Source organism: Kistimonas scapharcae, assembly GCF_039540975.1.
In the GTDB taxonomy this organism is placed as follows: domain Bacteria; phylum Pseudomonadota; class Gammaproteobacteria; order Pseudomonadales; family Endozoicomonadaceae; genus Kistimonas; species Kistimonas scapharcae.
The window spans coordinates 18,198-31,033 of record NZ_BAABFL010000450.1 but is presented as its reverse complement, the minus strand read 5'-3'; the positions used below and the strand labels follow the sequence as shown (position 1 = coordinate 31,033).

5 protein-coding genes are annotated in these 12,836 nt (G+C 52.2%); 2 read left to right on the top strand and 3 right to left on the bottom strand.

The genetic code is table 11. From position 1 onward, the window contains the following. Positions 1–642: 642 nt before the first annotated feature. A complete protein-coding gene (locus tag ABD892_RS19585) occupies positions 643–3,444 on the top strand; it encodes a M16 family metallopeptidase (RefSeq protein ID WP_345197752.1) in 2,802 nt (933 codons plus the stop codon). A gap of 39 nt (positions 3,445–3,483) precedes the next feature. On the opposite strand, the gene ABD892_RS19580 is transcribed toward ABD892_RS19585, so the two are convergent. Continuing rightward, positions 3,484–6,471 (bottom strand): hypothetical protein, encoded by a 2,988-nt coding sequence (locus ABD892_RS19580; RefSeq protein ID WP_345197751.1) that lies wholly within the window; start codon positions 6,469–6,471, stop codon positions 3,484–3,486. Between the two features lie 166 nt (positions 6,472–6,637). Between ABD892_RS19580 and ABD892_RS19575 the strand changes: the two genes are divergently transcribed. Next, positions 6,638–6,844: a hypothetical protein gene (locus ABD892_RS19575; RefSeq protein WP_345197750.1), complete on the top strand. Its 207-nt coding sequence runs from the start codon at positions 6,638–6,640 to the stop codon at positions 6,842–6,844. Positions 6,845–6,930: 86 nt separating this feature from the next. Here the strand turns inward: ABD892_RS19575 and ABD892_RS19570 are convergent, their stop codons facing one another. Both ABD892_RS19570 and ABD892_RS19565 read right to left on the bottom strand, forming a co-directional pair. Continuing rightward, positions 6,931–8,370 carry a hypothetical protein gene (locus ABD892_RS19570; protein WP_345197748.1) on the bottom strand — a complete coding sequence of 480 codons (1,440 nt, stop codon included), beginning with the start codon at positions 8,368–8,370 and terminating at the stop codon, positions 6,931–6,933. A 146-nt stretch (positions 8,371–8,516) separates the two neighbouring features. Beyond that, on the bottom strand, positions 8,517–12,833 hold the full coding sequence (locus ABD892_RS19565) for a right-handed parallel beta-helix repeat-containing protein (RefSeq protein ID WP_345197747.1): 4,317 nt from the start codon (positions 12,831–12,833) through the stop codon (positions 8,517–8,519). Positions 12,834–12,836 lie beyond the last annotated feature (3 nt).

Sequence of the window (12,836 nt, the reverse complement as noted above, 5' to 3'; positions counted from 1 at the left end):
TCCCATATTTATGGGCGCTATGGGACATTACACCGTCATTATAGTGCTATATGGTCAATCCACTATTAACAAAAACACCGCCTGCGGTACTTTGACATGGAATCGTCCCAGATGCGGCTCTTGTGCGGTCACTTCTCTCGTCGACTGTGTATCAGAGCCCTTGTCCGGACAAGCGCGCCATAAGGTGTCAACAGCTTGATGGAAGAACTCAGAATCCCCCTTTACAAAAACCGGAGAGGAGTAAATAACCTCATACCCATCCATTTCTACAGTCTCCCGCATGCCATATAATCATCCCTTCACACGCTATTACTGAACACAACGGTGAATATTCACTTATAACGTATAAAAACCGCTTATTTACACATCTTGTTCGTAAGTTTTCACTAACATAGCTTCAACACTACCTGACGAATATCACCACCGGCGAGTCATCCATGAACGGAAATCCTGAACGCCCTTCAGCATGCAGGCTATTACCTCCCCCCCATAACACCAACCTTCCCTTGACCTGCCCTCCCACTCAGCTTTTACTAGTACGACAAACACAATTTCCAAGGAACTTACTGACTGATTTGCTGTCTATGATCGTCAGTAATCCTTCCATCTTCATACCAGTAAGGTAACCAGCAGCACCACACCATGATGCACAAACCAAAACTTAAACAGACCCTGCTTATACTGGCACTTGGCTCAACACTGCTGGCAGGCTGTAACTCGCTGTCATCCAGCCTGTTATCAACCGATGCCTCAACCGACGCCATCCAGCAGCTGCCAAAAACCGCCATTGATTATGAAAAATTCACGTTAGACAACGGGCTCACCGTCATTGTCCACGAGGATCGCAAGGCGCCGGTTGTCGCCGTCAACCTCTGGTACAAAGTGGGCTCCAAGGATGAAAGCGTCGGCAAGCGAGGATTTGCCCACCTGTTCGAACACCTGATGTTCCAGGGCTCTGAAAACTACGACGATGAATTCTTCCGTCCTTTTGAAGAAGCCGGCGCTACCGGACAGAACGGCACCACCAATACCGACCGTACCAACTACTTTGAGACAGTTCCCACCCCGGCACTGGATATGGCGCTGTGGATGGAATCGGATCGCATGGGGCATTTCCTCGGTGCGATTACCCAGGAAAAACTGGATCAACAACGGGGTGTGGTGAAGAACGAAAAACGCCAGGGTGAAAACCAGCCATACGGGAAGGTCTGGAACCGGCTGGCGGAGCAGACCTTCCCGGAAGGCCATCCCTACTCCTGGCCCACCATCGGCTATATGGAAGACCTGGATGCTGCCGACCTTGACCTGGTGAAAAACTGGTTTAAAACCTACTACGGTCCGTCCAATGCCGTACTGGTCATGGCCGGTGACATTGATGTTGCCACCGCCCGTGAAAAGGCCAACCTCTATTTTGGTGACATCCCTGCAGGCCCACCGCTGGCCAAAATGGACAGCTGGATCGCCAAGCGCACAGAAGAAAAACGGGATTCCATGCAGGATCGCGTTCCCCAGGCACGGCTCATGAAAGTCTGGAACACTGCGCCTGCTGGCAGCACTGATTCTGAATACCTGTCGCTCGCCTCCGATGTCCTGGCTGGCGGCAAAAATTCCCGCCTGTACAAGCGCCTCGTACACGATGAACAGCTTGCCACGTCTGTCAATGCATTTGTCTATGACCGCATGCTCGCCGGCCAGTTTATGATCGTTGCGGATGCAAAAGACGGGGTCAGCCTGTCCCATATCGAAGCCATTATTGATGAGGAGCTGGAGAAGTTCCTGAAGAAAGGGCCTACGGAAAAAGAACTTCAGCGGATCAAGTTCAGTCAGGCGGCAGCGTTTGTACGGGGCACAGAACGGGTGGGCGGCTTCGGCGGCAAGTCCGACATTCTGGCCCATGGTGAGGTCTATTTTGGCGATCCCGGCCACTACCTGAAAAGCTTTGATGCCATGCAAAGTGCCACTCCGGCCATGATCCGGAAAGCGGCAGACAAGTGGTTAAGCAGTGGCGCTTATGTGCTGGATATCACGCCCTTCCCGAATTATGAGCACGTCGCAGAAGGAGCTGACCGTACTAAACTGCCGTCAACAGATGGCAAGGCCTCAGTCTCCCTGCCCGCCCTTGAGCGCGCCACGTTAAGCAACGGCCTTAAGGTCGTACTGGCGCCACGCCACCAGACACCTGTTGTTAGCATGGAACTGCAGTTTGATGGCGGCCTCTCAGGACGCCTGGGCAAACCCGGCCTGCCGGGTCTGACCATGGCGATGATGGATGAAGGCACTGCCAGTAAAACCTCACTGGAGCTGGCTGAAGAGCTGGAAACCATCGGGACATCACTCAGTACCGGCAATGATTTCGACACCTCCAGCATCTACCTGGACAGCCTCAAGGTCACTCTGGATCAATCCCTGGCCATCATGGCCGATGTCCTGACCCAGCCGGCTTTCCGGGAAACGGACCTGGAGCGCCTGCGCAGCAACATGCTGGATGGTATCCGCCAGGAAAAAGCCAGCCCCCGCAGTATCGCAGGTCGCATCCTGCCTGAGCTCCTTTACGGCCCGGGCCACGCCTACAATACCCCCTGGAGTGGCAGCGGCACCCTGAGCACCGTCTCCTCTCTCTCACGGGATGATCTGGTGGAATACTGGAAAACCTGGATGCGCCCTGATAACGGAACACTGATTGTCACCGGCGACACCTCCATGGAAGAACTGCTGCCCAAACTGGAGCAGGCACTGTCACACTGGCAGGTACCCTCTACCCCCATGCCCAGCAAAAGCATCAGCAAGATGCCTGAGCCCGGTAAAGCCACGGTTTATCTGGTGGATTACCCGGGAGCCAGCCAGTCCACCATCATTGCCTCGCAACTGGTTATGCCCATCAATGATGATAATGCGCTGGCATTCAGCCTGATGAACGACGTCATCGGCGGTCAGTTCACTTCACGGCTCAACATGAATCTCCGTGAAGACAAACACTGGGCCTATGGGTCCTACAGCTATACCCGCAATGCCCGTGGCCAGCGTCCATACATGGCAACCGCCTCGGTCCAGATCGACAAGACTGACGAAGCCATGGCGGAAATGCTGAAGGAGTTTAAGGCCTATGTGGGCAAGAAACCGGCCACCAACGAAGAACTGGCGCTCGTCAAGACCAACCGGATCAACAAGCTGCCTGGCACCTATGAAACCAATGGCGCCCTGCTGGGTTCGGTCAGTACGCTGGTTGAATATGACCTGCCTGACAGCCATATGTATGACTATGCCAACCGTGTCGAAAGCACCGGGAAAGAGGCCATCCGGAAAACAGCCAAAACCGCACTGCACCCAGATCGTTTCACCTGGCTGGTCATCGGTGATCTCAACAAGATAAAAGCCGATATCGAGAAGCTGAATATTGGTCAGGTGGTTGTGTTAGACAGGGAGGGTAACCCCGTCGCACAGTAGCGACAGGCGACTCCTGATCGTCATCGCCGGTCGCCTCTGTCAGGCGGCCGGCGCGCCTTTCGAGGCTTCAGCCTTAGCCAGCAGCTGTTCAAGCTTGCGAATCATTTCATTCGCACGCTTCTCGCGCTCTTCAATCCGCTTGAGCGCATCAGCCGCCTTTTTCTGACTTTTCTCTGCTTCAGACGCCGATGACTTCGCCTTACCTTCCTGCGTCTTGGCGTTCGATGATGCCGTCTTCGCCTTTTTCTCGTGTTCTACAACACGATCCTGAGCCTGGTTGATTTTCTTTTCCTGGCTGGCAATACGATCACCGGCCAACTTGGCCTGGCGCTCATGACCGGATACTTTTTCTGCGTCAGCCTTAGCATCTGTCGCAAGGCGATTGACCTGTTCAGCACTCCCCTCAACACGGCTCTTGAGTTGCTCGGCGGATTCACTGACCGTCCGTGTTCGCTCTTCAAGCTCGCTCACTCTGTCCGCATCACCTTTCGCCTGTTCAGCCAACTGACTGATTTCCTGCGACACCTGATCAACATTCTGTCGGCTGTGTGCGACAGTCTCTTCATTGGTCTTGACCCGCTCCAGGCTCTCACTGCTGGCGGTTTCATTGAGCTTGGTCTGCTGCATCATGCGATCAATCGCACTGGTATACTCTTCTGCCCGAAACTTGCTGGCGGTGGAACTCTCTTCGTTAGCCCGCGTCTGCTGCAGGCTGCCTTCTGACGCGACAAGGTTTTCATCCACCTTGTCACGACTGATACGCGCTTCATCCTCATACGCTTTCGTCTGGTTTTTGCTTAACTCAGCGGCTTCTGCACTGGCTTGGGCCTGCTCCTTGCTCGCTGCAGTGCTTTCCTCATTGGCCTGGCTTTCAAGACGGCTTTGGTGACTGGCTTCCTCATGTTTCTTCGCTTCTGTACTGCTATTTCTCGTACTCTGCTCAAAGAACTGCGCCTGTTGTTGGTTTCGCGCCGCCGCGTCAGCCTCTTTCTGTGCTTCATTGCTACTGATACGGGTTCTGTCTTCGAACGTCTTAGCCTGATTAAAGCTGCGACCAGAGGCTTCCGCATGTTTCTGGGCTTCCGTACTACTGGTTTGTGCCTGAGTTTCCAGCGCTTTCGTCTGCTCCAGACTCCGACCGGCCGTTTCTTCATGCTGCCGGGTTTCATTTGCGCTAGTCTTCGCCTGCGATTCATGCGCCCTGGTTTCCTCCAGGCTACGCGCAGTCGCCTCCGCACTGTCTTTTGCAGCCTGGCTGCTGTTCAATGCCCGCTCTTCATGCTGCCGGGTCTGCTGAAGACTACGGGCCGATGAATCTTCGTTCTTTTGTGCCTCATAACTGCTGATACGGGCACGTTCTTCATGGGATTGCGTTTCCGTCAAACTCCGGTTGGCAGCCTCAGCACTCTCTTTTGCCTCATCACTACTGGTTCGAGCGTTTTGTTCGTACCCTCTTGTCTCTTCAAGACTCTGGCTGGCATCATCTGCATGCTGGCGGCTTTCATTACTGCTCACCAGGGCGCGGTCTTCATACGCCTGCGTTTGCGTCAAGCTACGGCCAGCATCATCCGCATGCTTTTCTGCCTCAGTGCTACTGGTTAATGCCCTCTCTTCGTAAGTCTTGGTCTGCTCCAGACTACGGCGGGTAGCTTCAGCATTATTTTGCGTTTTTGTAAGGCTGACCTGCGAGCGTTGCTCGTTAGCCTGAGTGGCGGCCAGACTGCGGGCCGATGTCTCGGCATGTTTGCTGGCCTGCGTACTACTGGCCTGCGCCTGTGTCTCATGTGCCTTTGTCTGTTCCAGACTACGACCAGCGGCCTCGGCATGCATTTTGGTTTCCTGACTGCTTACCTGGGACTGCTGTTCATTCGCCTGGGTGGCGGCCAAACTGCGAGCAGAGGCATCTTCATTCTTTTGCGCTTCAGTACGACTAATCTGGGAGCGCTGCTCATTCGCCTGTGTTGAGGCCAGACTGCGCTTTGATGCATCGTTGTTCTTTTCAGTTTCAACGCTACTGACCTGCGCTCGTTCCTCATAGGCCTGCGTTTGCGTCAGACTACGCTCTGAAGCGTCGGCATTCTCCCGGGTTTGGGTAAGGCTCACATGAGATTGCTGTTCATTGGCCTGAGTGTTAGCCAGACTCTGCCGGGAAGCCTCTGCGTTATTCTGAGTCTCCTGACTGCTGATGAGCGCTTCGGCTTCGTGGGCTTTTGTACTTGCCAGACTGCGACCAGCAGCATCTGCATGGTTCTGTGTCTCGTTACGACTGCTCAACGCCTGCGCTTCATACCCCTGGGTCTGATCCAGGCTACGCTTGGACGCATCGGCATACTTCTGAGACTCAGTACTGCTGGTCTGCGCCTGCTCTTCATACAGTCGGGTTTGTTCAAGACTTTGCCCAGACTTCTCGGCATTCTCCTGGGCTACCGTGCTGCTGACCTGCGACCGCTGCTCGTTAGCCTGCGTGGCGGCAAGACTCTGGCTCGATGCATCCTCATGTTTCTGTGCTGCAGTACTACTGACCTGAGCCCGTTCTTCATGAGCGAGTGTTTGCGCCAGGCTACGTTTCGATGCATCGGTATTCTTCAGAATTTCCTCACTGCCGAGCCGTGCACTTTCTTCATAGCTCTGGATTGACGAGAGACCCGCATCATACTGAGTACCCGTTTCCGAAACTTGGCGCTCTGATAAAAGCTCGACATGATCAGGATCAGAATCAAATAACCTGACCTCTCCCGTTTCCTCATTAATTTGTACATAAAGGGCTTCTGCTTCAGTACTATTTTCGGGTGATAGCAGCAGGGTTGGCACAGTTTCGACCTGATCGATACCCCGGTCAGCAAGTACTACCTTATTATCGTCAGTCAGACTTAATGTATCGTCTTTTACAATCTGGGGTTCTATATCAAACAAGCAGTTAACTTGCCTGGAATCAGCCGTTTTTCCTACTTCACTAATAGACTCTGGTGATACCAAGCCTTTAGCATAACCAACAGAAACACCACCATTCCCTGTAATATCCGGCATAATACGTCCTGTCTAAAACAATGCCTATCCGTGGTCCATTGATAGAAATATAGTCCTCTGAAAACGCATAAATGCTGCTTCGATCAAAAAGTCCTCTTTCAAGTCATGAATTTCATACGAATTAGCATCTAGACTATTAGGAAACAATCAGACCAGAGATTTCAGCATGGATAAAAAACCACCAGTTATTGAGCTTCCTGTACGTTCATATAATGGTGCATCCCCCATCGCACTGACTATGTCTTTAGATGATGAGGGCGAACCTCGTTATGTATTAAAAACACAGCAAATAAACGGTGAGGAAGGCCTTTTTGATCTCGAAGACTTATTGCGCTATGTCAAGAATGAAATGCCAGAGCTCTGGAAAAACTGACCTGACAAACAGTCTTTATCAGCCAGGTTTCACCCTGGGAACAGCCTTACCAGAGCCGATTTTAAATCGGCCATTAAAAGCGATGATTATTTAGTCCCTTTTTTGATCGCATTAACATTTCTCTCAAACGCACTTTTGTCTTTTCTCATTTCATTTCTGAGGTTAGCCAGCTTGTCACGCTGATCAGTGACCTCTTTTTTCTTCGAGGAGATATTATGCTGTGTATTTTCAAGAGACTGTCGCAAGTCTAGAAGCTCTTCCTGTTTATTCTTTAACATATCTCCTGCCTGATCATAAGGAACAGCAACGCCACCTAAATAGACAAATGGGTTTTCCACTGCTTCCTCTTTGCTATCTATCTGTTCCATTTTATTTTGCAGCTTCTTTATTTCCGCTTCCTTCGCATTAATCTCTTTTTTCAATGCCTGTATATTTTTCTTAAGTGACGATTTCAGGTCTGCATAATCTTTCTCTAACAACGCCAACTCAGTGTCAAGCCCCTTGCTTTGCTGTTTGAAGGTATCCGCCTTAGCGTCATAGTCAGTACGTTCCTCAGCCTGTAGATCTTTTTGCACCTTATCAGCCACAGGTTTGATCATTTTCAGAAGCATTTTTTCAGCCAACTGATAGCTTTTAAGATCCGACGTTAGCGTAGATATCCTTTGATTTAGCTCATCCCTGCGCTGCAGTGCATCTTCGCTATCGAAATGGTCCAGGAGATCTTCAAGCGCCTGCTTGCACGTTTGCAGTTCCGTTTCCGTATTTTCTATATTCTTTTCCACCGCAGCCAGTTGATCATCGTCGGCATGAGCGGACGGTCCACCCGGTTTGCTCAGATTATGTAAGCGCTCACTGGATTCACGCTTCAAATCCTGCATATGACTTGATGGATTAGCTATCTTACCGATTACCCGCTCTTTCAACGCCTTGGGCGAGGGTGCATGCAGTACAAAAGCATCAGCCACTTTGCGCGGCATTTTGTTCATCACCCGGTTGGGCAAGCTAATCACCCAGTCTTTAATACTCTTTCCGAGCGATTTCGCTTTCTGTCCTACACTCGCAGATACATTCGCAAAGCGCTCCTTTATAGATGCTTGTTGCGTAACCTCTTCCTCACACTCGATGCCTTCCAGGTCAGGATTTGATCCATCAATGTCAACGTCATCATCGATATTCATTTCATCGTTGACTGACTGCGTATCACTATTAAAGTCCTCGACAAAACCTTCATCGGGTTCAATATCCCTATCCCCGCCAGCGGGCGCTCGACGAGTACTGTTTGATTCGGCTTTCAGCGAGTAGGTTGTACCTGTTGCACTAATCACTCTGTCGTCATGGGATTTTTCAGAGACATTAGGTGAGGGGTTATCCTGCATGTCAGCCATCGCTATCAGCTTGGCTTTCAGGACAGGGTCTGTCACCTTGATGGTTCTATGCTGGTGCGTTACAACCGATTCTCCCTTTCGGCTTATTCCGCCAGGAGGTAGGCTGCCAGCACCTTGACTTCCATGTATCGGTGACGTCATTACGCTCGGATCCCTGTTTAAACCACTGCCATCTATTAAGTATTAATGATTACAAAGACAAACAGGCAACTGCGATCTGTTTTTTTGGAATAAAACAGACAGAAAATACCGCACGCTAATTTTATTTAGGCATTAAAATATTCTGTTTATTCAATTTTTACTCGATAACTGACCTCACCCTGCTCACCCGGCTCTAATTTGCCATTGAACCGCCAGGCGACCCTCCCTATATAGCCGGTTTTATAGCTTCTGACCGGGCTGCATTGTATTCCCCCAGGTAACACAGACGGACAACGGAGAGTCTCTGACAGTGCAGTGAACGCCGGCATATCGTCACTGATTTCCACCTGTGAAATGGGGGTTGTACCCGCATTGGTGAAATGGATCGTGTATTGCAGAATATCCCCGGGCTCTGCTTGGTTCGATACGCCTCTCCCCTCTCCACGGGAGATATTCTCCACCCATTTGGTCAGCACCAACTGGCCGCCTTCCTGGTCAGACACGGTAACGGTATCCACCGCGTGTGCCGAGGCAACCACGGCTCCTCCCGCAGCTTGTCCCGTACCCACTTCTTTCCCGGAACCGCCATTGATCGTGGCGGTAAGCGTCAGGGCGAATTTCAGACCTTCAGGTGCATTGGCTGGCACAAACACACCCGCCTCGAAACAGGTCGTCGCTGATCCGGTACCACCCAGTGTCATGCTGTTGGTTGCTGGCTGACCTTCCTTGTTGCCACTTCCACACTGGGTCTTCTGTAATGTCACTGGCCAGGCAATAGCTGAACCATCGTTGGCATTGACCAACTGTACCTGCAAATCCACATTACCGGCAGAGTTGCTCTCCAGCTGGTGAGGCAAATACACAAACATGCCCGGTTTCGCCGTCCGGTTATGATTTGGCGTTAATGTCAGGGCGGGGGTTCCATCAATATATCCAAAGCGCAGACGCTTCGATGCTCCGGCCTCAACCGTTATCTCAACAGGGTTGTTCGTGTGGGCACCCGGCATCAGGCCGGTGAGTGACGCCTGGTCCGGCAGAATTTCAACGGTATACCTTCCCGGTACCAGGCTGGGGAAATTAACCTCACCCTTCGCGTCCGTCGTCTGCACGCTGATCACAATCCATAGCTGTAACACTGCATCCCATCGGGACAACTGTGCTTTTACAGGATTCAACGCCGGCTCAGTCGCTGCTTTCTCACCATCATTATTGAGGTCTTTCCAGATCATCGCAGTGATGGCACCGGCTCTGACAACCTTGATACCTTCTCCAAATTCAGACGTATTGCCATTCGAGTCGATAGCGATCGCAGTGAGAGTGCCACCCTCGCTAACGGCAGCACCACTCACGTCAAACCGAAACAGGCTCTGTTTCTGAATCATCTTACTGCTGACCGGATCCACATAAGACCCCGTGCCTGATACCAGATCCTGATCACTGCCTTCAATCCGCTGTAACAGGTAGCTAAAACCATTGCCATCTTTCCGGTAGAACTCCACCGTCACACCAGGTAACGCATACCCTTCGACAACCAGCTGCCCATTATCAATCAGAGCACTGGAAATAACGGGAGCATCAATACCCCGGTTCGGCGCCCTGTCATTATAATTGCCGGTATTGGGTGTGCGACCATCGCCCGATGGTTGCTGAGCATCCATCACAAGATCAATGCCCATATCCTCTCGGTTCCCCGTGTACTGATTCCGGGTAATGCGATTGCCTTTCGCAACATAGTTCCGATCCATGTTCACAACCACAACCCCTGGCCCCTGATTTTCTTCCAGGAGGTTGTTTTCAACCTGTATTTTCTTACCTGTGCCGTCTATAGCCTGCAACCGCAAGCCGGCACCTTCTCTGCCACCTTGTCCGCCACGGCGCAGCGTATTGTTGGTAATCGTGAGCTTTTGCGGCGAGATCAGCCGCCAACCTTCCAGAACAACGCCCTGCGCACCATCAACATAATTCCGGTCAATGGTCAGTTCACGGGAAACATCACTGGCATCACCTTGCAGTGAGATCGCGTCGTCCGTCGGATTACTGGTATTGTCAATCAACACATTACGGGTGATTACGCCGGAACCACTAAAATCCATTCCAGTTCGCCGTGTGCCTGCAATTAAATTGTGATCCACTGTCACGTAACTGCCCGACACGGACTTGATACCATCCAATAGTGACCGTTCAGACAATCCCTGCCCGGATTTATCCGCACCAATAAAAGAGTGGCTGATCAGACAGCTCTGGCACCCCCTGCCGACATAAACACCGACAATATTCCCGACACCACCGGGCGATGCCAGAAACAGGCGGGTAACCGTCTGCCGAGGGCCATTCATGCTAATAATGGGGTTCATCCCCCGGCTGGGGGATACCACTTCCAGATCAGGCAGCTCAAACGCTTCCAGAGTCTCCTGGTTACGCCCTACCTTGACACTGGACCACACAGACCGGGGAGAGAGTGCACTTGCTCCCGGCTGAGCAAATTGAAGGGCTGTACCATCCAGGGTAATCCCATCTTTCCCCAAAGACGGCAGAGCACTCATGAGATTAATTTGCCAACCCCAGTCATGATTGCGGGCTACCGCCGGAACAAATCGCATCCGTTTGATTCCGGCATTCTGGTTGGCATTGTCGATGAACTGTCGCAGGCTGCCCTGCCCGCTGTCATTAACATGGGTGACTACGTCATAACTGAACCCAAAATCCAGTTTTTTCATTCCGGTCGGGTAACGGGTCAGCAGATTTCGCGGTAACTCAAGCGTATGCTCCCCCTGCCAGATTTCATGACTTCCCAGCGATATAGCCGGCAGCATAGGACAGAACTCCGCCGTACAACCGCCACGATACTCCCTCCATAAGGCATCCAGGTCATATTCAATATCATTCCTGCCCGGTCGCCGTCCGCCAAAACAATAGCCCGCTGTAGAAAACACTTTATCCTGGCTGGCAGTATCGGGACCTGAACTGCAACGGCGGTAAGGCCCGCCCCAGGTCTGCTCAGCCCAGCGCCCATGGCCTCGTGACAGGGATCGGGACAACACAACAATCCGGTACTCATGGTCCTCCGCCGGTATCGGAAACACATAATTCCCCCCGGCATCGGTATGGGCCAGGATGGCCGGTGTCCAGTTATCTACACTGGCCCGCTTCGGGTTAAACCCTTTTTCCAACCGCGCCAGCACCACCGTTGCGCCCTGTACACCCAACCGTCGGGATGCCCCTGAAGACGATTCCACACGTTCTTCAAAAACCTGACCACTCAACAGGGCGGTTTTAATCTCTACCTCATTGTTTGAGTTCTGGTTCTGATACCCGGGCGCCGGTGTCACCGCAGCAATCAGGCTACCGCCATCGACAACGCCCGCCTTGACCGCTCCTGTCAGGGTCACCTGAATACTGCCCCCCTTCGGCAGATCCATACTGACATCCCCTGAGCGACTATGACACTGCGCACCATTCATCACGTCATTGCAGTGAACGCCATTGCTATCCGGCTGAAAAAAACCGGGAGAAATCACCTGCAGCGACACTTCATTGGCGTCCGTATTCCCCTCGTTGAGGGCCAGCAGCGTATAACGCACCTTGCCATCCCGATCAAATTCGGTTTTACCGACCTGCTTCAGTGACAGGTTCACAGGGCGGCTGACACGGACATTGCCGATTTCATGACGCGCCCAGTTGGCGCCCGTTGATGCAGCAAACCCCAGCTTCAACCGATGGGGTGGCGCATCCACTCTCACATTGCCCAGAACCGGTTGAAAGCCATGGCCGTCATGGCGATCGAGACTAACAGAGACGCTATAACCATACCCATCCGGCAATACGGTAATACGTGCGGTGCGAGGCTGGCGCTGTGAACTGTTTGTAGCCAGGGGATAGGGTAATTGCCTGCCTGCAAGGTAGCGATAGCGTTTATTCTCCCCTGCGCGCACAACAATCGAGTTTGGCTTGGCCGAAGAGCCTCCTTCGCCACCAATCTGGCTACTGAAATTACCAAAACTATCAAATCCAACGCCCAGATACGCATCCTTAAGCCCGGTATACCCCAAGCCACCACCAGCACTGCCAATACGGAAATCCCCGTCATTGATACTCCGCAGCAGAAATACACTGAAGCCATCGGCCGCTCTTTTATCCTGGTAGGTACCGCCCCCCTTACTGGCAGAAAAGTCGAAAGTAATCACCAAGCCATCCGACGAAGGAAAATCCTGTTTGAACCATGTGTATCCACTTTGGTTCGGACGTGGGTTCGTCAACAGCAACCAGCCATCGCTCACTTGAGGCTTGGGCTTACCTGCATATTGCCAGTCAGTCGGTGTCCCTTGACTGAATGATTCATCAATAAACCATTCCCCACTGGTTTCCGACCAGGCCAACCCGGAAGACAGGCAGGCAACCAGCACCATCAACGTGGAAAATGCGGTTCCTGTTTGTCTGAACAAGCGCTGCAAAAAATCGGTCATGAT

Bases quoted from the DNA above. Each gene is read 5' to 3' on its own strand.
- ABD892_RS19575 (WP_345197750.1), top strand. From the start codon at position 6,638: ATGGATAAAAAACCACCAGTTATTGAGCTTCCTGTACGTTCATATAAT.
- ABD892_RS19580 (WP_345197751.1), bottom strand. From the start codon at position 6,471: ATGCCGGATATTACAGGGAATGGTGGTGTTTCTGTTGGTTATGCTAAA.
- ABD892_RS19585 (WP_345197752.1), top strand. From the start codon at position 643: ATGATGCACAAACCAAAACTTAAACAGACCCTGCTTATACTGGCACTT.
- ABD892_RS19570 (WP_345197748.1), bottom strand. From the start codon at position 8,370: ATGACGTCACCGATACATGGAAGTCAAGGTGCTGGCAGCCTACCTCCT.
- ABD892_RS19565 (WP_345197747.1), bottom strand. From the start codon at position 12,833: ATGACCGATTTTTTGCAGCGCTTGTTCAGACAAACAGGAACCGCATTT.